Source organism: Kitasatospora sp. cg17-2 (assembly GCF_054031055.1).
The window spans coordinates 22,923-45,652 of record NZ_JBSSXW010000003.1 but is presented as its reverse complement, the minus strand read 5'-3'; the positions used below and the strand labels follow the sequence as shown (position 1 = coordinate 45,652).

At 74.8% G+C, this 22,730-nt stretch carries 16 protein-coding genes and 1 pseudogene; 10 read left to right on the top strand and 7 right to left on the bottom strand.

Translation table 11 applies throughout. The features are described from left to right. Positions 1-12 precede the first annotated feature (12 nt). Complete coding sequence (locus tag ACW14Y_RS41990; protein ID WP_456988848.1) at positions 13-1,470, top strand: hypothetical protein; 1,458 nt, start codon at positions 13-15, stop codon at positions 1,468-1,470. A gap of 135 nt (positions 1,471-1,605) precedes the next feature. After that, positions 1,606-2,184 (top strand): hypothetical protein, encoded by a 579-nt coding sequence (locus ACW14Y_RS41985; protein ID WP_456988846.1) that lies wholly within the window; start codon positions 1,606-1,608, stop codon positions 2,182-2,184. Between the two features lie 91 nt (positions 2,185-2,275). On the opposite strand, the gene ACW14Y_RS41980 is transcribed toward ACW14Y_RS41985, so the two are convergent. Further along, the gene (locus ACW14Y_RS41980) at positions 2,276-2,734 is read right to left on the bottom strand and encodes a hypothetical protein (protein WP_456988844.1); all 459 of its coding nucleotides are present in this window, start codon (positions 2,732-2,734) and stop codon (positions 2,276-2,278) included. After that, the gene (locus ACW14Y_RS41975; protein ID WP_456988842.1) at positions 2,734-3,339 is read right to left on the bottom strand and encodes a hypothetical protein; all 606 of its coding nucleotides are present in this window, start codon (positions 3,337-3,339) and stop codon (positions 2,734-2,736) included. The genes ACW14Y_RS41980 and ACW14Y_RS41975 overlap by 1 nt, the downstream gene beginning before the upstream one ends. Positions 3,340-3,734: 395 nt before the next feature. Here ACW14Y_RS41975 and mobF point away from each other — a divergent pair, with 395 nt between their 5' ends. The 5 genes and pseudogenes from mobF to ACW14Y_RS41950 all read left to right on the top strand — a co-directional run bounded on the left by mobF (position 3,735) and on the right by ACW14Y_RS41950 (position 13,747). Beyond that, on the top strand, positions 3,735-8,543 hold the full coding sequence (mobF, locus tag ACW14Y_RS41970; RefSeq protein ID WP_456988840.1) for a MobF family relaxase: 4,809 nt from the start codon (positions 3,735-3,737) through the stop codon (positions 8,541-8,543). Positions 8,544-8,722: 179 nt separating this feature from the next. Continuing rightward, entirely contained in the window at positions 8,723-10,648 is a 1,926-nt protein-coding gene (locus tag ACW14Y_RS41965; RefSeq protein WP_456988838.1) for a hypothetical protein, read from the top strand. Continuing rightward, positions 10,645-10,926: pseudogene (locus ACW14Y_RS41960) on the top strand (WhiB family transcriptional regulator); the annotation flags it as partial. The gene ACW14Y_RS41965 and the pseudogene ACW14Y_RS41960, both read left to right, overlap by 4 nt. A 526-nt stretch (positions 10,927-11,452) precedes the next feature. After that, complete coding sequence (locus ACW14Y_RS41955; RefSeq protein WP_456988836.1) at positions 11,453-12,127, top strand: hypothetical protein; 675 nt, start codon at positions 11,453-11,455, stop codon at positions 12,125-12,127. 555 nt (positions 12,128-12,682) lie between these two features. After that, positions 12,683-13,747 carry a PhlD gene (locus ACW14Y_RS41950; protein WP_456988834.1) on the top strand — a complete coding sequence of 355 codons (1,065 nt, stop codon included), beginning with the start codon at positions 12,683-12,685 and terminating at the stop codon, positions 13,745-13,747. An 809-nt stretch (positions 13,748-14,556) separates the two neighbouring features. On the opposite strand, the gene ACW14Y_RS41945 is transcribed toward ACW14Y_RS41950, so the two are convergent. Together ACW14Y_RS41945 and ACW14Y_RS41940 are read right to left on the bottom strand one after the other, a co-directional pair. Next, the gene (locus ACW14Y_RS41945; protein ID WP_456988832.1) at positions 14,557-16,002 is read right to left on the bottom strand and encodes a DnaB-like helicase N-terminal domain-containing protein; all 1,446 of its coding nucleotides are present in this window, start codon (positions 16,000-16,002) and stop codon (positions 14,557-14,559) included. Then, a complete protein-coding gene (locus ACW14Y_RS41940) occupies positions 15,999-16,310 on the bottom strand; it encodes a hypothetical protein (protein ID WP_456988830.1) in 312 nt (103 codons plus the stop codon). The genes ACW14Y_RS41945 and ACW14Y_RS41940 overlap by 4 nt, the downstream gene beginning before the upstream one ends. A gap of 488 nt (positions 16,311-16,798) precedes the next feature. On the opposite strand from ACW14Y_RS41940, the gene ACW14Y_RS41935 reads away from it, so the two are divergent. Beyond that, entirely contained in the window at positions 16,799-18,331 is a 1,533-nt protein-coding gene (locus ACW14Y_RS41935) for a hypothetical protein (protein ID WP_456988828.1), read from the top strand. 42 nt (positions 18,332-18,373) lie between these two features. Here the strand turns inward: ACW14Y_RS41935 and ACW14Y_RS41930 are convergent, their stop codons facing one another. Beyond that, complete coding sequence (locus ACW14Y_RS41930) at positions 18,374-18,634, bottom strand: helix-turn-helix transcriptional regulator (protein ID WP_456988826.1); 261 nt, start codon at positions 18,632-18,634, stop codon at positions 18,374-18,376. Positions 18,635-18,870: 236 nt separating this feature from the next. After that, positions 18,871-19,272, bottom strand: coding sequence for a hypothetical protein (locus tag ACW14Y_RS41925; RefSeq protein WP_456988824.1), 402 nt, complete (start codon positions 19,270-19,272; stop codon positions 18,871-18,873). A 371-nt stretch (positions 19,273-19,643) separates the two neighbouring features. Here ACW14Y_RS41925 and ACW14Y_RS41920 point away from each other — a divergent pair, with 371 nt between their 5' ends. Both ACW14Y_RS41920 and ACW14Y_RS41915 read left to right on the top strand, forming a co-directional pair. Beyond that, positions 19,644-21,377, top strand: coding sequence for a helix-turn-helix domain-containing protein (locus ACW14Y_RS41920; protein WP_456988822.1), 1,734 nt, complete (start codon positions 19,644-19,646; stop codon positions 21,375-21,377). Between the two features lie 152 nt (positions 21,378-21,529). Next, positions 21,530-21,973: a hypothetical protein gene (locus tag ACW14Y_RS41915; protein WP_456988820.1), complete on the top strand. Its 444-nt coding sequence runs from the start codon at positions 21,530-21,532 to the stop codon at positions 21,971-21,973. A gap of 133 nt (positions 21,974-22,106) precedes the next feature. On the opposite strand, the gene ACW14Y_RS41910 is transcribed toward ACW14Y_RS41915, so the two are convergent. Further along, positions 22,107-22,652, bottom strand: coding sequence for an NUDIX domain-containing protein (locus ACW14Y_RS41910; RefSeq protein ID WP_456988818.1), 546 nt, complete (start codon positions 22,650-22,652; stop codon positions 22,107-22,109). Between the last annotated feature and the right edge of the window lie 78 nt (positions 22,653-22,730).

Here is a 22,730-nt window from a genome sequence, read left to right as displayed (position 1 = left end):
CCGGGAGCCCGCTTGCCCACACCCGCCGCCCGCCCCACCACGCACGAGGACCTGCCCCTCTTCGCCCTCGACCCCGACCAACCCCCCACAGGCACACCGACCCACGAGGACCTGTTCGCCCTCGACGGCCCCGAACTCCTCGCCCTCCTCGACTCCCTCACCCCAGCCCAGCGCGACCACCTCGCCGGCCTGTACCCGACCCGCTGGCTCTACCCGCCCCGCCCTGGCGACGCCCCCCGCCAACTGAACCTGTGCGCCGGCTGCGGCGGCGGCTGCGCCGGGCTGCGCCTGGTCCTCGGCGTCCGCGTCGACATGGTGTGCATCGAGCTGAACAAGGACCCTGCCGCTACCAGCACGGCCGCCGGATGCACCGTCATCCGGCGCGACATCAGGACGCTCGACCCCCGCCACCCCACCCTGCGCTGGACCCGGCGCATCATGTGCACGATGCCGTGCACCGACTGGACCCGCGCCGGACTCGGCGCCGGCCGCCGCCAGGAGAACCTGGAGATCCTCCTCGACGCGATCGACGGGGTCGCAGCCCACCTGGGCAACGTGTGGGTCGACGGCTCCGAACTGTGCGACCACGACGACCCCGACGACTGCAACGACCACTGCTTCGACCACAGGATCGAGCCGTCCGGCGCCCCCATCACCGAACTGTGGTCACTGGTCGACGACATGACCGCCGCCACCGCCGGACTCATGCTCGCCCCCGTCATCTGGATCCTGGGCCTGCGCTCCATCGGCGCCCCGATCCAGTCCGTCGTCATCGAGCAGAGCTCGGCCCTGCCCGAAGACGTCCAGCAGTACATCAAGGACGAACTGACCACCGCCGGATGCGAGAGCGTGCAGTGGCAGGATCTGGACGCCGCCGACTTCGGCTCGGCCAGCAACCGCAAGCGCGCCATCATGTCCGCGCACTGGTACCGCCGCCCCGGCCCGGTCACCTCCCCCGGCATCCGTACCAACGCCGCCCTCGCGCTCGGCTGGCCGCCGGACACCCGCATCAACACCCGCGGCGAACGCAGGACCAGCGGCGGCAACCTGTTCGACCTCGACCGCACCATCACCGCCGTCACCAGCAAGATCCGCGGCTGGTACTGCCAGGACACCGGACGCCGCTTCACCATCCCCGAGGTCTGCGCCCTGGTCGGCCTGCCCGGCGACCACCCGGTCACCGGCTCCCGCACCAGCCAGTGCCAGCAACTCGGCGACATCTTCTCGCCCCTGGTCTGCGCCGCGGCCTGGGGCACCCTGCTCGGCCTGCCCTGGCCCGACATGCTCCGCACCTACCTCGCCCGGATCCACCCGACCGTCCACGGCCGACCGGACCCGGCGGCCATCCTCGGAAACCCCGACCGCGCCCGTACCACCCGCCCTGTCACCGACGCCGAGATCCTGCGCCTGTTCGCCCAGGGCACCCACCCACGCCTGCGGATCCGGAGCAACCAGCCCACCGCACCCTGACCACCACCACAGGCCCGCCGCCCGCCCCGCCCCCGCGGGCGGCGGCCCCGTAGACCACTCACCGCCGACCGCAACAACGGCGCCGGTAGGGTGCGACCGCCCAGCCGGGCACAACCAGCCACGGAGACGACGACCATGCCCCCCGAGCCCCGCAGCAGGATCAGTGTCGAGCAGGTCGACCAACTGCTCGCCGCGATGGGACTGCCCCGCCACACCCCCGACGCCACGGACGGACTCAACGCCACCGCCCTGGGCGGGCACACCGGCACCCGGCCCGTGAAGGCCGCCGAGCGGATCGTCCTCGACTACCGCTACGCACACGGCCACCAGCTCGACGGCGCCGACCTCGAGGATCCCTCCTGCGCCGATATCCGCGGCCACTACGAGTGGGCCGTCGCACGCGCCCCCCACTACGGCTTCACCATCACCTGGGAGGCGGGAACCGCCCGCCTGATCCTCACCCGCGCTGACACAACGGCCGCCACCGACCGCCCTGCACCTGCCGCCACCACCCACAGCCCGACCCCGGACCGCCGCCACGTCCTCGACGCCATCGCCCGCGCCGCGCGCACCGTCCCGGTCCACCTGGACCCCCACACCCCCGCCGCCCGACGCGGCGAAGGAGCCACCCTCACCCGCGAGAGCGCCGCCGCCATCGCCCGGGTCGTCCTCGACGCCCTCGATGCGTCCGACCACCGCCCCAACGCGCACTGACCACCGCACACCCCGCCACCCCCGCCCGGCCACCGAGACCCACTGGTGGCCGGGCACCGCCATGCCCGGCCACCACCCGCCAGTACCGGCATCACCCCGCCGACGGCCGCCGCATCCACGGCGCCGCAGGACCGCCCGGCTCCGCCGGACCCGACGGGGGAGCAGCGGGCCCCGGCCGCGCCACCGCCCCAGGACCAGGCCCCGGTACCGGCTGCCCGGGCGGCGGATACCCGCCCGCCGCCGGATACCCCGCTACCGGACCCTGCTGTGCCACCGGCACCGGCTGCGGCACGGCCCCGTCGACCACCCCTCCCGTCCACCGGCCCCACGCCGCCGCGACGTGGAACGCCAGGGACACCGAGGCGTCCACCACCACGCTCGTGTTCTCCCCCACCAGCACGACCCGGCCCCGCCCCCGGACCTTCCGGTACGACACCAGCCGCATCCCGTGGACCAGCGGACCGTCCCGGCCCTCCTCCACGACCTCGAACGCACCCCCCAGCCACGTCGGGTCCAGCTCGCCCGCCGTCACCTCGGACACCTGGACCATCACCGCACCTCCCGCACTCCGTCAGCCGGCCCGGGACCGGGACCGGACCCCGGTGCCGCCGCTCCGCCGCCCGGGCCCTGCACCCCGGCTCCCGCGGTCGCGCCCACCCCAGGGCGCACCGGCGCCGGCGGCACCAGCGGCCCGCCACCGCCGCCCGCCACCGGGGCACCGCCACCCGTCGCGCGCCGCGCCCCACCGGCCGCCACCGCGGCGCCCGCCGGATCCGCCGCCGCCGCGTCCCCACCCCCGGACGCCTTGACGTGCGCGACCATCCGCCGCAGCTCACCCACGTCCACACCCAGCCGGTCCGCGACCTCGTCCTCGCGCACCGCCACCCCCCGCACCTGGAGCCCGCGCATCCGCGCCGCCACCACCGCGCCCGACTCCCACCCCTGACGCCGCGCCCGCTCCCGTGCCGCCTCCAGCTTCTCGATCTGATCCTCGATGCCCTCCACCGCCGCAGCCGCCCGCTCCTGCAGTGTCAGGAACTCCTCCGCCCCCTCCAGCAGCGCCAGATCACGGGCCTCGTACTCGCTGCGCAACTCCCGCGCCCGCCGACGGGCCGCGACCGATCCCACGGCCTTGCGCTGGACCCCCTTCGCCATGTCCGTCCCGCCTCTCTCGCTCAACCCGCACCGGACGACGCGCACTGCGGCACCTTCGCCGTCACCCGGCCAGAACGAGCCCGGGCGCCGCGCCACCGCTCCAGGCAACCCGCCACCGCCCTGCCACCCAAAGCACGCACCCCGCCGGATCCCGCCCGGCGGGATCCGGCGCACCCGCGCCGCCGGCACTTCCCACCCGCAGGCACGGGCCCACCCCGCGCCCGCACCCCACCCACGCAGCCGCCGCCATGCCTCGGGCCTGTGACAACGCCACCGGCGGCGGCCCGCGACCGAACCGGGCACCGGGCCCGCCCTCGGCCCCTGCCCCCGGGGGCAGGGGCCGAGTTCCCGACAGCTCTTGCATCCGTGCACGGCCGGCACCGACCCTGGCGCCCATGACGGTGGACTTCGGCAAAACCACCCCGGGCGACGGCTACCGCTACTTCATGCGCCAGATCACCAGCGGGGACCACCCGCGCCCCCGCAGCCGGGACCTGGCCGAGCACCAGGCGGCCCTCGAAGTGCCGCCCGGGCGGTGGACGGGGCGCGCCGCCACCCTCCTCGGTGTCGAGGGCGAGGTGACGGAACCGCAGATGCGGGCCCTGTTCGGGGAGGGCCTGCACCCGCGGGCGGACGAGATCGTCACCGAGCAGCTGCGCGCGGGCGCAACGGTGCGCCAGGCCCAGCGGGCGGCCCGCCTGGGCGCCGGCTTCTACCGGTTCGGACAGAAACCGACCGCCCTCGCCGTGGCGATCGACGAGCGGATACAGGCCCTCGAGGAGCGCGCCGGGCGCCGGGCCACCGACACCGAGCGCCGAACGCTGCGCCGCCAGGTCGGGGCGGTGGCCTTCCGCGCCGAGTACGAGCGCGACCCGACCGGCGGCACCGAGCTGCACCGCTTCATCACCCGCCGCACCCGGCCCCCGCGCCAGCCCGTGGCCGCCTTCCACCCGGTGTTCCGCCCGCCCAAGTCGGTCAGCCTGCTGTGGGCGCTGGGCGACGAGAGCGTGCGTGCCGCCGTCGAGAAGGCCCACGAGGAGGCGATCGCCACCACCCTGACCTGGATCGAGGACAACGCACTGGCCACCCGCACCGGACCCGGCGGCGTAGCCCAGCACGACGTCACCAGCGGCCTGGTGGCCGCCCGGTTCCGGCACTTCGACTCGCGCTGCGGCGACGCAGCCCTCCACGACCACGTGCTGATCGCCAACAAAGTCCAGGGCCCGGACGGACGCTGGCGCACCATCGACGGCCGGCTGCTGCTGGCCCAGGCCGTCGCCGCCTCCGAGCTCTACAACGCGCAGGTTCTGCGCCGCACCTGCACCGCCCTGGACCTGGTGGTGCGAGAGCGCCGGATCGAGGAGGGGCGGCGCCCGGTGATGGAGATCGCGGGCATCAGCACGGAGCTGATCGACGCCACCTCCACCCGCACCAGGGCGATCCGCCGGCAACTGCCCCGCCTGATCGCCGCGTACCGCGCCGCACACGGCAAGGAGCCCTCCCTGCCCGCCCGCCTGGCCCTGATGCGCCGGGCCGCCCTGCAGACCCGCCCCGAGAAGAAACCGGCCACCGCGCTCGCGGTGCTGCGCGAGGGCTGGCAGCTGGGGGTGGCGGCCGCGTTCGGCAGGCCCCTCGTCGACAACCTGCTGCACCATGCCCGCGCGGCGGCCCGCGACGTGCACCGCGACAAGGGCCCGCCCCGCCTGAACGTCGGCGCGGCCGCCCGCGAGGTGGTCGCCACCGTCTCCCTGCACCGCGCCGTCTTCGGCAGGCGTCACCTGCTGGCCGAGGCCCACCGCCACGTCACCGCCGCCACCCTGGGCCGCGGCGGCGAAGGGTGGGCCGAAGCCATCACCGACCACGCCCTGGCACGGCTGTGCCTGGACCTCACACCGCCCGACATCAACCCGCCGTTCGCGCCGCTGCAGCGCGCGGACGGCACCAGCGTCTACCGGCGCCGCGGCGCCGAGCTCTACACCACACCGGCCGTCCTCGCCGCCGAGGACAGCATCGTCGCCGCCGCCCGCCGCCGTACCGAACCCGCCTGCAGCGAACGGACCTTCGAGCGTGCCGCCGCCCGCCACAAGGGCCCCCTCGACACCGGACAGCGCGCCATGGCGAAGGCGTTCGCCACCTCCGAGCGGGCCCTGGTCGCCGCGATCGGACCCGCCGGCGCAGGCAAGACCACCGCCCTGCGCCTGGCCGCGAACGCCCTCACCGCCGCCGACCGCACCACTGTGGCACTCGCCCCGTCCGCCCGCGCCGCCCACGTCATGTCCGAGGAACTGCGCCGCCCCGCCCACACCCTCCACTCCTGGCTGCGCCGCCAGCGCCTCGCCGACGCCGGCGAACTCGTCCTGCCGCGCGCCGAGCGCCTGCGCAAGGGCGACGTCGTCATCGTCGACGAGGCTGGCATGGCCGCCACCACCCAGCTGGCCGCCATCGTGCGCCGCGCGCAGCGGGCCGGCGCGCACGTGCGCCTCATCGGCGACCCCTCCCAGCTCGCCGCCATTGAAGCGGGCGGCGCGCTGCGCCTGCTGCAGTCGGAGGTCGGCGCCGTCCACCTCCACGCAGTCCACCGCTTCCGCCACCCCGAGGAAGCCGGCGCCTCCCTCAAGCTGCGCGACGGCGAGGCGGGCGAGGCGTTCACCTGGTACCGGCAGCAGGGCCGCATCCAGGGCGGCACCGCCGCCGCCATGGCGGACGCCGTCTTCACCGCCTGGCGCCGTGACCTGACGGCCGGACACACCTCGCTGATGACCGCCCCCGACCGCAACCTGGTCGCCACCCTCAACCGCCGCGCGCAGGCCTGGCGCATGGAACACGGCCAGCTCCTGGCACCCTCGCGCTGGCGCCCGAACCCCGCCAAGCTGCGCGACGGCCACCGCGCGCACGTCGGCGACCTCATCACCACCCGCCGCAACCAGCGCCGACTCACCTGCCGCCAAGGCAAGGACTTCGTCAAGAACGGCGACGTGTGGGCCATCGAGCGCTACACCCCCGCCGGCGACGCCGTCGTGCGCCACACCCAGCACCGCGGCCGCCTCACCCTGCCCGCCGACTACCTCGCGGCCCACTGCGAACTCGGCTACGCCTCCACCGTCCACCGCGCCCAGGGCATGACCGTCACCCGCTCCCACGCCCTGCTCACCACCCGCACCTCCCGCGAAGCCGCCTACGTCGCCGCCACCCGCGGCCGCTCGGGCAACCACCTCTACATCGCCCTCGAGGACGACCAGACCCTCGACCAGGCCCTGACCCGGATCGCCACCTACTCCTCCTTCACCCCCTCAGCCCGCCAGACCATCCGCACCGAGCAGGAACGCGCCTGGGGCATCCGCCAGCTGACCGCCGAGTACGCCCACGCCACCGAACAGGCCACCCGCCTGCGCTACGCCGCCGCTGCCCGCGCAGCCCTCGGCCCGGCCGCCGAACCGCTGATCGCCGACGACGCGTTCACCGCCGTCGTCAACGCGCTGGACCGTGCGGAGAAGGCCGGCTTCACCCCCGAAGGGATCCTGGCCACCGCCCACCACGAGGGCACCCTGGCCGGCACCGACGTGCCCGGCGCGGTGCTGGCCTGGAGAATCGACCGCCGCCTGCGCACCGCCCGCGCCGCCGAAGCCCGGGCCGATGCCGATCCCCACCCCAACGCCCGCCTGCTGCGCACCCTGTCCGACGAGCAGCTGGAGCGCATCGCCGCCCTCGCCCGCACACACCGGGCCCGAGCCCTCGCCGAACTGCACGCCGCCGACGCGCAGGCCGCCGCCGCCCCCGGGCCCGTCACCGCCGGCGGCCGCCGCCACCCGGCCTGGCCCCGGCGGCCGTACGGCGCGTTCACCGCCGGCCAGCTCGCCGAACGGGTGCGCGCGACGCGGCGCGCCGCGCTGCGGGCCGGCGACGAGGGCGACCACCGGGCCGAACTCGCCGCCGTCGAGGACCTGGTGCGTCTGCGCGCCGAGCAGGCGCTGCGCCGGGCGATGCCGTGGCGCGAGCGCTCCCGGGAGGACTACCAGCGCACCCGCCCCGGCTCCCCGGCCACCGCGCCGGACCCCGCCGGCGCGGCCGCAGCCGCCGCCGAGCGGGCCCGCACGCGCAACGCGGCGGCCCACGACGCCTGGCAGCGGGCCGAGGCCGTCTGCGCCCGCACAGCCGCGGAGCGGCACCTGCGCCGCCTGCTGCCCGACCGGCCGCCCACCGGTGGCGACGCCGCGGACCTGCCCGACTGGCTCACCCCCGCCACCGCCCTGGGCGACCCGCACACCCCCGAGAACTGGCGGCGCCACCTCACCGAGCGCCGCGACGTCGTCGAGCGCCACCTCGCCGCCCGCGGCGCCGCTCTCGCCGCCGACGTCCCCGCCTGGGCAGCGCCGCTCGGCCCCCTCCCGCCACCGCAGGCCGGCCGGGCCCTGCGCGCACGGTGGGAGCGAACCGCGGCTCTCACCGATGCCTGGCGCACCCTGCACCGGGTCCCCGCCCACCTGCCAGGACTGGGCCCGAAGCCCGAAGCCGAGCAGCACGCCGCCGCCTGGGCGGCCCTCGAGGAGCGTATCCGCGCCCTGTACCGCGCCACACGTACCGCCCACCGGCACCACCCCCATCCGCCGCCCGAGCTGCTCGACCGCCAGGCCCTCGAGCAGCTCGCCCGACTGCGCGTGCTGCGAGCCCCCAGCACCCCGAACCCCGGGACCCACCCTGCATCCGGCGCCGCACCAGCCGCGGCCGACCGCAGACCGGCCGTGCCGGCCCCGCTGCCCCGCGCCGAACGCCTGGCCCAGGACGCCCTCGCCGCGACCCTCACCGGCCGGCGAGCGCCCGAGGAATGGGTCGAGCGGATCCCCGCCCCCGACGAGGAAGACACCGCCCAGCAACACCTCTACCGGCGCCTGGTCGCCGCCGTCGCCGACTGGCGGCTGCGCCAAGGGATCACCGGAACCGACCCGCTCGGCCCGCCCCCCGACAGCGACCGGGCCACCGAGTGGCAACACCTGTCGAACGCCCTCGACCTCTACCGCACCGCCCGCATCACCGACCGCCTGCAACTGCTGCGCGTGCGCCGCGAAGCCGACCGTGCACGGTTGGAGGCCGCCGCGAAGCAGGCCGCCCAAGCCGGGGCCGACACCCCGCCCGGCCCACCGCCGCGTCGGGCCCCCGGCCCCAAGCCCGCCCGCCCGCGCCGCCCCGGCGGCCGACGACGCCGCTGACGCACCCGCCCGCCAAGGTGCGCCCGGCGCCGCCCGATCCCGCCGGACGGGAGGGACCGGCGACCGCTCCCGCCCACCGGGACCAGGGCGCAGGCGCGGTTGTCCCCGCCCCCGCCACCCGCGCACGCTCGCCTTCCCGACCCCCTCCGATCCCCGCCACCGCAAAGAGAGGAAGGCCGTTGAGCGCGCCTTTGCCGCAGCCCGAGCCCGTGCAGTACGCGCTCACCAGCGTCCACACCGACCCCTACCTCGGCGGGACGGACGGACCCTGGCTGCTCACCACGGACCCGGCCACCGCCGCGCACTTCTTCCTCGACACCGACCGCCTCGGCCACCTGGAGGTCATGGCACACGCCACCGCGCACGACGGCGCCCTGACACCGATCGGGCCGGGCGACATCGTGCGCCGGGCGCTCGCGGAACTGCCCGCCGGCGACGCGCGCCGCGACACGCTGCGCACAGCGCAGGCCGACTGGCTCGAGGACCGCCTGTGGGACGGGAGGGACGAGCCGTTCGGCGCGGTGCCCGGCGGCCCGGACTGGACCCGCGCCGGGACGGCGTGGGGCGCCGCGTTCACCACGCCGCCCAACGGCGACATGCTCGCCGAACTCGCCTCCCGCTACCCAGGGGCGCAGGAGCCGCACGTGACGCTGGCGACGACGGCCATGCGGACCGCCCGCGCCGTCCGGCAGGCCGCCGGCCCCGTGGGGGAGCAGGACCGCCAGCGGCTGGTCGCGAACTGGCGGATCCTGAACTCCTCCTGGCCGGCGCGCGAGGAACCGGCGGCCGTCGCCGCGGCCACCTGGTACCTGGAGCGCCTGGCCGACCTCGACCCCGTCACCGCGCAGCCTCCCACCCACCTCACCGACGGCCAGCGCGCCCACTGGCGCAAAGCCGCCACGGACCTGCAGCGCGACCTCCTCGTCCTGGCCCCGCACCTGCACCCGGAGCGGATCGAGGCGTTCACCGCCCACGTGCGCACCGAACCCGCCGACCGGTCGTCGGACAGCGCCGCCCACGCCGAGGAGGCGGACCGCAGACGTCTGGAGGTCGCCCTCGCCGGCGCCCTGGACCACCTGCCGCTGGACGGCGAGGTGCGCGAGACAGTGCGCAGCACCGCAGCCGCTGTCCTGCGCCAGCCCCAGCCGCTCCCGCTGCCCGGCCAGCCCGCCGGTGACGCCGACGCCGCGCTCCAGTGGCGCCGCCGGGTGCCCTCCGCGCAGCGCGCGGCCGAGGACACCGACGCGATCCTCACCCAGGCCCACACCTACGTGGCCCAAGCCCGCCGCGAGGGCGGCGAAGGCCGCCGGCCCTCGGCCGACCGGGGCAGTACCGTTCCCGCACGCACCCTGGCCGACGAGACCGCCGGGCGTCACGCCGTCCTGGGACGCCTGCTCGCCCTCGCCGCTGCCGAACAGGCCGCAGACGCCCACGAGCCGCACCTGCACACGGTCGCGGCCACCGCGGCCCGAGCGGCGCGCGCCCGCGCCCAGGCCCACGGCCTGCGCCCGATGGAGGTCCATTTCGCCGAGCAGGTCGCTTACACAGCGACGTTCGACGCCGCCCGCTCCCTCCTGGACGAGGTCCTCGCCGAGCAGCGCACCGCGGTGCGGGCCACCGTCGCCGCGCACTACCCCCGGCCCGACCACCGCCTGGCCGACCGGCTCGCCGGCGGCATCGACGGCCAGGCCGTCACCCGCGCCCGCAACACCGTCGCCGCCCTGGGCCGGGAGCTGGACGGCCTCCTCGCCCAGGACCGCGACCCGGCCGTACGACTGCGGCCCACCGCCGAGGAGGTCACCCGGGCACGCGCCCGCTCGGACGCCGCCCGCTGGCGTTACGACGACATCGTCGACAAGGAGAGACCCGCCACCCTGACAGCACTGAGAGTCCTGCGCGCGGTGATGGACCTGCCCGCACCGCCCCCGCCGGACGACGGCGCCGACCGCCTGACCATCCACCGCCGCCGGCTCACCGAGCGTCTCACTGGCGCCCTCGCGGCCACCCCCGGTCCAGCAGCCACCACCGAACCGGGGCCGCGCCCGGCCCGGCCCCTGCCCCGGCAGGAGACACCTCCCGCCACCGTGAAGCGAGGAATCCGATGACCGACCCCGCCGCCCCCCAGGAAGTCCCGCAGCGCGATTGGGTGCACCGCGCCGCATGCCGCGAGGAGGACCCGGAGCTGTTCTTCCCCATCGGCAACCGGGGTCCGGCCCTCCTGCAGATCGACGAGGCCAAGGCAGTGTGCAATCGCTGCCCGGCACGCGCCGAATGCCTGCTCTGGGCCCTGGCCACCAATCAGGAGAGCGGGGTATGGGGAGGCCTCGGCGAGGCCGAACTGCGCACCGTCCGCCGCCGCGCCGCCCGCGCTCGCCACAAGTCCAAGGACACCGACGGCACAAAGAAGGCCGCCCGCCAGGAGCAGAGCCCGCCCCGGCCCACGCCCGCAGCCGCCCTCGCCGGGGCATAGGCCCGCCGACGGACCGTACGGCAGATCCCGGTCGGCGGGGCTGCGCCCGGCCGCCGAAGTCCCCCGTGCGGTGGCTGCGGACCACCGCACGCAGGGCGTCAGGGCGCCGCGACTCACGTCCGAATCCCCTCGCAGCGGCTCCACGTGGCCGCTAGGGCGTGCGCCGCACCGCCGCCCTGCCACCGACCGCCAGGACGTGCGGGAGGTACGCGCCAACGTCCCGGACTCCTTCCACACAGCCGGGCCAGCGCGCCGACGGGTACCCCCGCATCGCCGCGAACCGATGCCACCCCGGACGCGACAGCCACGGACAGCAGGGTGGGCCCCGCCTCGTTCGCACCGGGATGGTATTCCTTGGACACCAGGCAACGCCCGTACCCGCCAAGCCGATTGCAGCGCGCCCGGCCCAGGCCGTCCTGCTACACCACCGGAGATCGCCGTGCCCAGCGACCCCTACCGGCACCTGTACGAGGACAGCGAGATATTCGCGCTGGACCTCGCCCGCAGGACCGCCGACCAGACGGTCCTCACCCGCACCAAGCACGCGGTGCGCGACCTCGCCGACCGCCACCCGACCCTGACCGAGGCCGACGCCGCGATCGCCCTCACCGGTGCCCTCGCCCGCCTGGCCTACACGGCTTTGCACACGGCAGCCCTGCGCCACCAGCCGCCGACCGCCCCGTTCCTGGCGGACCGGCCGGCCCCGGGAGCCGCCCACGCCCGCGACATCACCGACGTCCTCGACCGGCTCGACGCCGGCCTGCTCAGCACCGACGCCACCGTCCTCGGCCACGCCTTCGTCGAACTCACCCGCCTTGCCCTGGCCGAGCGGATGCCCGGCGGCCGCCCCCTGCACGAGAGCGCCGCCGAACCCCTCGGCTATGCCCTGGCCTGCGCGCCCGAGCCTGCCGACGCGTTGGTGCCGCTCGTCACCCGCGGCGCACAGGTCACGCTCGCCTGCCTGCACCACCTGCTCGACCTCGACCTCTTCCCCGAGCCGGACACCGACGCCGACACCGCGCGCACCACGGGCCCCGGCGCACTGGAACAGGTCCTGGACGGCTTCGAGCTGTACAAGATCACGCAACAGGCCACCGGAGCCGGCGCGCCCTAACGACCGCTGTCCCGGGTACACAGAGGGGTGACCATTCGTCAACTCCCGACCCGCACAACGCGCGGCAGGACACCCGCCTCCGAGCGGCCGATGGCGGATCCGGTACCGGCAGGTAGCGTGATCGCCATCAGCATCCGCCGACCCGGGGGGAAGGATGTCACGGCGCTCACCCGTCGCACCGCTGCGCACAGCCCCGTGCGGACACCGGGGAGCGGCAGGCCCCACCGCGCTCCGCACATGCTGCGCGCACCCCCCCAGGCCGGGCGCCACGAGCACACGGCGGCGCGGCCCGGCATCCGCAGCCGGCCGCGCCACCGCCGGCGTGACGCGTCCGCACCGCGGGCCGGCCCCACAGTCCCGGCCCGTCCCCGGTACCGACAGTCCGGATGCGCCCGGCCCGTTCGCCTGAGCCGGGCAGCCCCCAACGCCGCCCCGCCGGCGTGCCCCACCTCCCCCGCCCCCGCCCACGCCTGCCCAGCAGGCCGGACGTCCGGGCCCGGAGGCTCGACCGCACCCATCAGGCCCGCCCCCGCGGGTCAGACCCGAAGGACACCGTTGACCACCACCACGGCCTACGTCAGCCGACCCGCCCTCGTCCTCGGCGAGCACGTCGTCGCCGCCGCCCGGGTCCGGGACGACATCCTCGCCTGGAACCCCAACCACCCCAAGCTCGAAGTCGCCCGCAAGGCGCTGACCAACCTCCCCGGCACACGCCGCTACCTGCGCCCCTACGAGGAGATAGTCGCCGACCGCAGTCCCACCCAACGCAAGGACGACGTCTTCGACGTCATCCTCCAAGCCGCCCGACAAGCCGCTCGTGCCGCCACGGACCACGCCGGCATCACCCTCGCCGACATCGACTGCATCGTCACCACCAGCTCCACCGGCGACCGCATGCCCGGACTCGACGTCCACCTGCAGAACACCCTGCCGCTGCGCCCCGACATCCGGCGCCGTCCCATGACACAGCTCGCGTGCGCGGGCGGGGTCCAGGCACTGGTCATGGCGGAGGAGCACCTGGCCCGGTACCCGGACGACAACGTGCTCGTCGTCGCGGGGGAGTTCCTGTCCTCGCTGTACCAGCAGTCGCTGCTGTCGATCGAGGACCTCATCTACAAGGCACTGTGGGGCGACCTGGTGGCCGCCACCGTCGTTGCGGCCCGGCCGCTCGGGCCGGACGCGTCCCTGCGCATCGACCACACCCTCGAGTACGTGATCCCCCACACCACCGACCGCTACCGTAAGGAGACGGACGAGCGCGGCGACCACTTCTCCTCCACCCGGGCCTCCCTGCGCTCCGTCACCGACCTGGCTCCGGCCCTGCTGGCGTGGTTGGAGAAGCACGCCGACAGGCCCCTGGACTTCGGGATACTCCACCCCGGCGGGCCTGCGATCCTGGCCAAGCTCGCCGCCGTCCTGGGCGTCGACGAGGAGTTCACCAGGCACTCGAGCGAGGTGCTGGCCGAAGAGGGCAACCTCGGCGGGCCGACCGTCTTCTCCGTGCTGGAGCGCACGTACCGCACCCCACCCGCAGATGGTGGGCGGGGCCTTGTCTTCGGCCTGGGCCCGGGAGTCGCGCTGGGCGCGCTCCTGGTGACCTGGATCGACCCGAAGGCCTGAGCGCTGACCACCGGTCCGCCCGGGCGACGCGTCCCGGGCGGACCGGTGCAGGCGCCGTGCTCGAAGCACCGGTGCCCGGTCGCCGGCGGGACGCGGGAGCGGGCGCCAGGAGGAGCCGGCCGGACGGGGCCGGCGGGCAAGGACCGGCGATCCGGGAGAGAGGGGCGCGAACCCGACCCGTGCGTACAGGCGGGCGAGCCGGTCGTTCGCGGCCACCGCCACCAGGGCGACTCGATTGTCGTCGGCCCATGCGAGGACCGTACGCACCAGGTCCCGGGTCGCCTGCCCGTCGCGGCCCCCGGCCAGCGATCCGACCTCCGCCCACGGCCCGGCCAGAACCCTGACCTCACGGCGCAGTCGCACACCTGTACGCGCCGCCCCGACGAGTGCGGCGAGCTGCCACAGCAGCAGAGCCGCGACCAGGAACAGTACGGCGGTCGTCGCGTACCGGCCGCCGTCCGCTCCCGCGAGGGCGCTGCCGACGACGGCCCCCGCCAGAGCCGGAGGGGTGAGCACCGCCGCGAACGCGGCCACGGCGCAGGGCAGGAGCAGCGCGTTCTGCCAGGCGGTTCGCGTCCAGGGTTGAGGCCGCCGCAGCACGAGCGTCGCCGGGCCCCGCGACATCACCCGGCCCGCGCAGCGGTGGACGGCCGTCTCGATCAGCCAGTACGGGGCGAACAGGGCGCGCATCCACCCGGGGCGGGCGGCGGCCGGGGCGAAGGCTTGCGTGAGGACGCCGGCGAGCCGCGGCAGGTGCCGCCACGGCGCGAGCAGGCCGTCGGGGGCGCGGGGCGCGGCGGCGGCGGAGCTCACCGCACCCCCTGCCCGGTGCGTGCACCGGCCCAGGGGGCCATAGCCAGCCGGGAGGCCTGGTCGGCGGCGTGCTGCAGGTGTCCGCGGGCGGTGCCGATGACCATGCCGGGGGCGGCGGCGGGATCGCCCACGGCAGCGTTGATCGCCGACGTCGCGCCGCGTACGTGGTGCACGATGCTGGCCTCCACCAGCCGGTGGCCCGCGCTGTGGGCGATGCCGGGCATGCCCTCCTGGTACATCGCCCAGACCTGCTCGGGGGTGAGCGACCCGGGCCCGGCGGTGCCGCGCCTGTGGGCGTCCCACACCATCAGCGCCGGGTCGACCGTGCCGCGGTGGGTGACCGCGTCCTGGATGGCGGTGAACAGCTGGGCCCGGCCCGGCTGGGTGAAGTCCTCGGCGCGCAGCCAGCGGGCGACCTGTTCCAGCTGGCCCGGATCGCGCAACAACGACGACAGCACGGCGTCCTCGGTGAACGCCGTCTCAGGGCGCGGGGAGGTCTGCGGAGCCATCACGGCGCCGACGGCCCCGACGCGGCCCATGGCCTGCTCCCAGCGGTCCTCCAACGCCTGGAGGGTGCCGAGCACGGCGTTGATCCCCATCTCGGCAGCGGGCGCGCCCAGCATCATCAGCGTGTTCTCCACGCGCCAGGAGCCCTGGGCGACCTCCAGCTGGATGCTGGTCTGCAGGACCCGCTGGCCGAGCTGCGCGGCGTGCTCGGGGTGGGGGACCTGCTGCGTGGTCGTGAGGGCGTGGATCTGCTGCGCGACGGCCGGCCAGACGGAGTCGGGGACCGTCCACCGCTCGTGGGAGGCCTTGTACCGCAGCTGCTCGTAGAGCATCCGGGCCAGTACCTCCTGCCGCTCACCGGGGGAGCTGCGGACGGTGACCGCAGGGTGGGCGTACAGCTTCTCCTCCACAAGGGCCCTGTACATCTGCCCCAACCACGGGTCCTGGAAGTCGCCGCCCTCCAGCCAGCCGGCCAGCCGCGCGCCTTCCTCGGGACGGGCCAGGACGGCGGCCAGCACCGCCCGCTCCGCGAACTCGCCCTGCGCCCCGACGGTGCGCTCCAGACTCGACTGGGCCACCACCCGGCCGTACTGGGCGGCGTTGGCGGCGTCGGGCACGCCGGCGGGCAGACTCGTGACGTAGTCGGCGACCTGCTTCCAGTCGGTGGTACTCGCCCAGCCGTCGGCACTGGCCCGTGCGTGCAGGTCCTCCAGCACCAGGCGGGCGAGCACCTGGGTCCGTTGCTGGGGCGGTGCGGCGAGAACCCTCGGATGGGCGTAGAGGTGGTGGTCCACCAGCAGGCGGTAGATCTCCCGTCGCCACGGGTCCGCGAAGTCCTCGGCCCGCAGCCAGCCACGCACCTCCAGCGCCCGGCGGGGATCGGCCAGGACCGAACCCAGCAGGGCCTCCTCGGAGTACGCTTCCGGGCCGTTCATTCCTGCTCCGCCGGGTTCGGAGCCTGTTGCGTGAAGACGGCCTGCTGGGACAGCGCCCATCGCCGGGCCTGCTCGTCCAGAGCCGCGACGGCCGCCTCCTCCAGCGGTTCCCACCACCCCTCGTCCGCTCGCCACCATCGCTCGACGAAGCGCACCGGTGCCCCCGGGAAGTCGCCCAGCAGGACAGCGTCGCCCGTATCCAGGTGCTGGCGCATCGCCACGATGCTGACCGGCCCGGAGCGCAGCCGCTCCGCCCGGGCAGTGGCGAAGTCCGCCAGGGAGGACAGTTGTCCGTCGCTCAGACCCATGGCGCCCGCTCCTTCCCGTGTCGAACCCCGGCACCCGCAAGACCGCCGGACAGGGCGGGCCCTTGCCTGCCCTGCCATGAAAGGCCCGCACTGGGCATGCCGGGCAGCTGACAAGGCGTCCGATCCCGCCTGGAGGAAACCGTGGGCGGCAGATCCCGTCAGGCGGGATCTGCCGCCCGGCGGGCTGCGCAAGGGCCCGCGAGGAGGCACTGTGGAGGAGACCCGGCCCACCCGGACCGGCCACCCGGGACGGCGAGCTCCCCCCATGACCCCTCGCCGTCCCGGCCCATTCGCAAGCAGGAGGCACGGCGTTGGAGCGCGACGAGACGAGCGACGAGGACTGGGAACTGGCGATGGGCCGCACGACCGAGGACGTCTTCGGCGACGACGACGGCTACGAGCACCGGGCCGCCTGACCCTGCGCGCCGAGCGGCCCGCGGTCCTTCCCACTCCCCCCGCCCTGCCGCAGGACAAGGAGGACGTGCACGGTGCACCCCGACTGGTGGACACCGCGGGACCAGGGGGCCGGGGGGCCGTGGCTGCGCATTCCCCCTGAGGAGCGCACACTCGGCATCAGTGACCCCGTCGCCCGCCGTACCGAGGACCCCCGCACCCGAATCGGCCCGTCCTGGCAGGTGGGGCACACCCTCTACTCCCTCGTCGAACACGACGTCGTGACCGGTACCCGCGCCCTGTTCGCCCTGCGGCCCTCCGGCGCCCTGCACCGCCTCTTGCCGAGCGTTCCCCCGGAACACCTCCACGGGGCCTGGCTGCTCCTCACCTCGCCGTCGGCGCCCGACGAACCGCTCGCCCAGCTCGTGTTCGAGTCCGTCCTCGAGGAGAGCTGGGCCACGCCGTCGCCGCTGGAGAGCCTGGACGCCATCGAGCGGCGCCGCTACCTGCAGGCCCGTGACCTCAACGCCCGGGGCTTCGAACAGGGCATCGCCCCCACCGTCCCGGACTCCGAGTGCGACATGCCGGACAGTCTGCGCCTGGAGGCCCGCACCGCAGAGGAACGGGCCGCGGCCGAGCGGTTGCTGCACGCGCTGGAGGCCGACCTCGACCTGCCGGCGTTCCCCGAACCGTCCGGTCCACGGCCCACCGACCCCGCGCTGGAGGGCGTTTTCGACCTGCTGCCACCCACCGGCTGGACCCCCCCGGTCGCCGCCGCAAACGCCGGCGACCCGGCCGCGGACACCATGTCCACGGCGGCGCGTCCCCACGTCCACCGCCGCGGCGACGATCTCGCCCGTGCCCTGCGGTGTGCCGAGTGGGCGATGTGGCAGGCCGACCGGCGCGCCCGCGCCGCCTGCCTGGGCGCCGACAGGCTGCGGGCGGAGGCCCTGGCCGGCCGGGGGCCGCAGTCCGCAGCCCTGGAGCGGCGCCGCCACCGGCTGGAGACCGCGGCCGGGTGGATGCGGCGGGCCCAGCAGGCCGAGGCGAACCGTGTCCGGGCCGCCCGGGCCGCCGTCGGCCGCCGGCGGCAGGCCGCAGTGTTCGAGGCGCTGGCCCTGAGCTCCCGATGGCCCGTCGTTCTGCGAGGGCACTGGCCGCCGGTCCGTCGACGCCGGCTGCACCGGCGCGCCCAGGCGTGCCGGGCCCACGCCCGGACCCTGGACACCCTGGCCGGTACGTACGGCCAGGACGTGCGCCGCCACCTGGACGAAGCCCGCCGGACGGCCCCCGAATCGCGCGACCCGATCGGCGACGCGGGACTCCTCTCGGCAGCGCTGCCCCGGTTGAAGGAGGAAGCGGTCGCGGCCGACTGCCTGTCCGTGGTGCCGCGGCGAGAAGCCCTCCTGCGGGAGGCGAGGTCGGCGCGAAGCCTGTGGCGGTGGCACGAGTACGGCGCCCGGTACATCCGGCAGGAGATGCGCCGGCGTGAGCGTGACCGCGGAGTCGACCGCACCGTGATGCCGCCGGCGGGCGGCCCTGCGGCTCACGCAGTGAACGACCCGCAGTACGGCGTGCGGTGGCCGGGGCAGGGACCAGCCACACCCCCCGAGACCGGCATGCGGTGACGGCCGGCCGCGCCTGCGTCCCTGCGGCCGCACGCCGATGCGTCAGGCGGCCGGGACTTCGAAGAGCTCGTACATCGACCGTTCTTCGGAGGGGCTCATGTTCAGCACCAGCGCGACCCGCTGCAGCAGAAGCAGGGAGGGACGGCGGACCTTGCCCCGCTCGAAATCTCCGTAGTGGCGCCCCGAGACTCCGACCAGCAGGGCGACCTTCTCCTGCGACACCTCGTTGTTGCGCTTGCGGCAGGCCGTGAGAACCCCCTGCAGGTCGGCGGCGGCGGGGGCGGGCAGGTCTTGCACGGACATGGTCAGCGGCCTCCTGTAGTGGTCGCCCGTGCCGACGGGCACCCGAGGCTGCACACCACCAGCGCGTCAGGGTGCTCCGTCTGGCGGTCAGCGTCGTACTGCCGGGCGGGACACCTTGAACGTAATCAAACTCCGGAGACTGCGGTACTGAACGGGAGCACCATGCCCGCGGCCGAAACCTCGACCAGCGCACACCGGCGCACTTTCACCGCTGCCGAGTGCGCCGGGTGCGCGACCTAGGAGGCGTCCAGCAGGCGCCCCAGTGCGGTGACCTTGTCCTCGGGCAACGTGGCCAGACGCAGGACAACGCCGCGTACCTCCACGCGGGCCAGGGCCGCTGTCACCAATCGCAGTTCACACGGATCCCATGACGCGTGGGGGTCGAAGTAGTCGGTCAAGACTTCGTAATGTTTCGCGATCGCCGACAGGGTCCGCATGCTCGGGTTGTCGATGCGCCCCGTACGCAGCCTGTACAGCGTGTTCTCGTTGATCGCGGGATCGTCCCCGGCGGCCGCAGCAATCGCGGTGGCGACAGCGGCGTCCGACAAGGGGCGCTGTCCTTCCGGCGTCAGCGCCTGCCGCAGGTTCTCCATCTTCTCGGCCAGGGTGTTCCTTGGCATGTCATCAGCACCACTCATGGCTGCTCCCCCTTCTCGCAATCACTCCAACATGCCGCCACGTGTCGGTGCGACCGCATACCGTGTTGTCGACGTCGGTCGGATACTTCGACCGGTCCGTCACAATCTCTGAATCCGTTCAGGTTTCATGTCGCTACACCCCCGGACGCCCGCCCAGCGCCTGCGCCGAGAGGAGGGCGCCGGGCGTACGAGTAAGTACCCGCTCCCGGGAGGTCAGGTTGCCCACACTGCACTTCGCGACCAGTGTGCCCCACGCAGGGCTGCGCTTCGTAGAGGATTGCCCCTCGGCGGACGGTGACCGGCCACTGGAGGGCGTCCTCGCCCTGGTCCCGGGCAGCGACCTCGAGCCTGCCCTGGCCCACCGTCATCTGGTGGTCATTCAGCGTCACGACCCCCGACTGGGTGACCCCGTCCAGCTGACCCGTACCCTGGCGCGCCTCAAGCGTGCCCAGGCCACGGCTGTGGCCGTGGCCCAGCCGCCCGACGCCTCCGGCGTCCCGGCCGCACTGCGCAGCGCGGGAGCCCGGTTCGGGATACCCCTGCTGTCCATCAGCGACGAGCCGGCGCACTGGCTGGTGCTCCACCGTGCCCTGACGCAGGAACACCATGCTAAGCTCGTGCGCACCACCGGCCTCCAGCGCGAGGTCCTCGACCAGATCCACCACCTCGGCCAGCCGGACGGCACCCAGCGCATCGTCGGCTGGCTGGCCTCCGCCCTGCACGTCCGCGCGGCCGTGGTCTGCCCGGGCTCGGCCGTCACGGCAGCGGCCCCCGCCGACGCCCAGGACCTGCTGAGACCCGTCCACGGGGAGATCGCCAAACTCGCCGACGGAGGAATCCGCTCGGCGGCACTGGACGTCGGGGGTCGCCAGGTCCGGCTGTTCACGATCGGCGACCTGCGCCCCGCCCCCGTCCTCGCCCTGACCGCCCCCGCCTTCCCACTGGAAGCCAACTCCGTGGTCGCCCGTGTGCTCGACCTCCTGGCCGCACAGAGCGCTGTCGAGAAGACCACGCGCGCCGGAGCCCGCCTCGGACAGGGCGAAGCCGCCGTGCGCCAGGCTGTCCTCCAACTGCTGATGACCGGCCACACCACCGACGCACAGCGCACCGCCGCAGGCATCGCCCCGGGCGTCCTCGACACCGAGGAGTGCCGTGTGTTCGTCCTCAAGGCATCCTCGCGCACCGACAGACCAGTCGTCGTCCAACAGTGCCAGGACGCTGTCGGCGCCAGCGCCCTCGTCTCCGCCTGCCCCGCCTTCCCCGACGAGGTGATCGTCGTCGCCCCCTGCCGGAGCACCGACCACGACGTCCTCGACGGCCTCACCCAGGTGGCCCAGGACGCCCCGCGCCGCTTCCTCGGCGGCAGTTGCGTCCACCGGCTCGGCGACACGAACCAGGCCTACCTCGACGCCAGCCGCGCCCTCACCGTGGCCCGGCGTGTTCCCTCCCGGGTCCACCTCTACATCACCGAGATCCAGCTCGCCCACGTCCTCGACATCCGCGCCTGGTCCTGGTCCCAGGCATATCTCGCCCCTCTCCTGCGCCTTCCCGAGGACCGCCGCAGCCACCTCCTGTCGGCCCTGCGACTGGGCCTGGACTTCCAGCCTGCCGCCGCTGCCCGGATCCTGGGCACCCACCGCAACACGGTCGCCCGCCGCCTCGGTGAGGCCGCCGACCTCCTGGGCGCCGACCTCCAGGACATCGGCCACCGGGCCGTGCTGGGCCTCGCACTGGAGATCAGATCCCGCCGCCTCCACCGGGTCCAGCCCGACACCGAGTCCGTGGAGATCAACCAACTCCTCGACACCGACGAAGTACGACGCTGGGTCGAGCAGTTCCTCCAGCCACTGCGCACCGACCGCAAGCCCCTGCTCACCACACTGGCGGCCTGGGCACGGGCCAACACCCACGTCGAGACTGCGGCTGCGGAACTCGACATGAACGCCGCGACCGTCCGTTCGCACCTGCGCGACTCCGAACGCCTGCTGCAGCGCCGCCTGCTCATTGCCGCTCCCTGCGACGCGGACACCGAACCGGACATCGCGGGCGCTCACGACGTCGTCCTGGCCCTGGCTACCCTGTGCGACGACATTGTCCGAATATGACGGCGACACGCAGCTGAGCACGGCGCACCCGGCTCTCCCCCACCCGGTACGGGGCCGCGCGCCTCACGCCGATCGCCTGGACCATCGGCGACACTGACTACCTGTGGATCCGAGGGGGAGGACACACAGTGGGACCAGGGACCGTCATCGTCATGGGAACCGGCCCGACGGCAGGACGCATCAGACAGCGCCTGGCCGCAGCAGGCTTCACTGTCGCCGACCCGCCCGGCACGCCCGCGACCTGGCCCCGCGCCGGCGCCCGTGTCCTTCTCACCGCCTTCGACATGCCTCCGTCCGCCGACCACCTGCGGGAGGCTCTCAACGCCCTGGCGCCGGCAAGCTGGTGGATCGACATCACCGGCCCGGCACGCGCGTCCGCACCGCTACGGCCTCCCGTCGACCACCCCACCCATGTGACCTTCGTCGCCGCCCCCGTCACCGACATCCGCGGCCTGCTCGTCGCCAGCCCGCCCGCGCACCTGGACAGGGCGAGCCGGGAGGTGTGTTGGACCGTGCTGGGCGCCGCGGCCGACCTGATGGTGCCCACATCCAGCGAATCGGTCGCGATCGCCTCGCTCGACCTCGGCCTGCTCTGACCGCGCCCCGCACCGGGTGCCGTGGTCCGGCGATGCACGGGTGTGCAGCGCGGCCGCGCCGACGGTGCAGGCCCCCAGGAGGCTGTGTACGTTCGGGACACCCGGGTACCGGTCCTGGTTCCGCGGGTCGGCCTCAGGCTCCACGGACAGGGTGCGTGATCGTGGGCAGCAGCACCCGGACCGCGGCATCGGGACCGGACAGGGAGCCGAGTACGTCGCCCACTGCGGGAGACAGGTCCAGAGCGGCCGCCTGCAGGACGTCCCGCCACACCACCCGGGCCGGATTTCCGGTAGCCCGCCCGGCTTCTGCGATAGCCCGCCGTTCAACGAGAGGCACCCGCAGCAGGTGGATCAGATGCAGGCGCCGAAGGACCCGAGCCCCGGAGGGAGTCCGTTCCGCGAGCTGGTCCTGCACCCACTGCAGCCGGGGCGCGGCCGGCAGCGCGGCGACGTCGAGGCCGATCAACGCGCCCAGCGCGCGGCCGAGGGCCTGCGAGACATCCTCCCCGGGAAGGACGAGCCCGCCCGGAAGCACGTACTGGTCACCCTCCGGGCTCGGACGGTGGAGCAGGCACATCTCCCGGCCCTGCAGGATCACCGCGCAGACCCGTACGCCGATCCCGGGCACCGGTTCGCAGCCGGCCGGGGACAGGGGACCATGGTCGATGTTGTCTGGCACGCCCCGGATCGTACGGGTATCCGACCGCTGCCCGGCCCGGGCCCCGGCAGCAGGCGGATGCGGCGATCACGGCCTCAC